The following is a 1269-nucleotide window of genomic DNA, read 5'->3' on the forward strand; positions in this document are numbered from 1 at the left end:
CGGACACATAGGTAACACTTTTCGGTTTTTGCCGGGAGGTGTTGATGCCGTGGAGAGAGTGTTCGGTGATGGAGGAACGTCTTCGCTTTGTGGCTCGCCTGCTCGACGGAGAAGGCATGAGCGCGGTGTGCCGGGAGTTCGGGATCTCGCGCAAGACCGGCTACAAGATATTCAACCGCTACAGGCAAGAGGGGTTGGAGGCGCTTTGCGACCGCTCGCGGCGGCCGGTACGCTATGCCAACCAACTGCCCGAGCAGATCGAGCGGCTGATCGTCGGGAGCAAGCGCGACAAGCCGCACTGGGGCGCCAGGAAGATCAGGGAGCTGCTGATCAGGAAGCTCGCCGGCGATGTGCGCATCCCGGCCAAGAGCACGGTGCATGCCGTGCTCGACCGCCACGGCCTTGTGAGCCAGGCCCGCAAGAGGAACCGGGCGAACAAGGCCATGGGCACGCCGCTGTCGCAGGCCGCCGTCCCCAACGATCTGTGGTGCGCTGACTTCAAGGGCGAGTTCAAGCTCGGCAACGGTCGCTACTGTTACCCCCTGACGGTGACCGACCAGGCCTCGCGCTACCTGCTTCTCGCCGAAGCGCTTGAAGCGACACGGGAAGCGCCGGTCATCGAGGCCTTCGTCCGGCTGTTCAGGGAACGCGGCCTGCCGCTCGCCATTCGAAGCGACAACGGGGTCCCCTTCGCCAGCCCCAACGGCCTCTACAATCTGTCGAAGCTGTCGGTCTGGTGGTTGAGGCTCGGCATTGCCATCGAGCGCATCAAGCCCGGCAACCCGCAACAGAACGGCCGCCACGAGCGCATGCACCGCACCTTGAAGCAGGAGACCACGCGGCCCCCGGGCATGAATGCCCTGCAACAGCAGGCCAGATTTGACGCTTTCATCAGCGAATTCAACGAGGAAAGGCCGCATGAGGCGTTGGCCATGAAGCTACCGACGGAACTCTACACGCCCTCTTCACGGCCGTATTCCGGCCTGCCGGAGCTGACCTATCCCCTCCATGACAAGGACATCCTGGTCACCGCCTGCGGCCGCATCTGCATGATGAGGAAGAAGATCAACGTCTCGACCGTGCTCGCCGGTCAGAGGCTCGGAATAAAGGAGGTCGACGACGGCATTTGGCTCGTAAGCTTCATGCACTATGATCTGGGATATATCGACCTGGAACAGAGAACCTTGCAGACCATCGACAACCCGTTCGGCACGAGGTTGTCACCCATGTCTTAGGTACATTCTGTTACCCATGTCTCCGGGTCGTACC

The 1269-nt window shown here is 61.9% G+C and carries 1 protein-coding gene; it reads left to right on the forward strand.

All coding sequences use genetic code 11. The features are described from left to right. The first annotated feature begins 44 nt into the window (after positions 1-44). A complete protein-coding gene (locus NKJ13_RS31485; RefSeq protein ID WP_352779569.1) occupies positions 45-1235 on the forward strand; it encodes an integrase core domain-containing protein in 1191 nt (396 codons plus the stop codon). The last annotated feature ends 34 nt before the right edge of the window (positions 1236-1269 follow it).

The sequence above is a fragment of the Mesorhizobium sp. M0174 genome, assembly GCF_040322275.1.
Classification (GTDB): Bacteria; Pseudomonadota; Alphaproteobacteria; order Rhizobiales; family Rhizobiaceae; genus Mesorhizobium.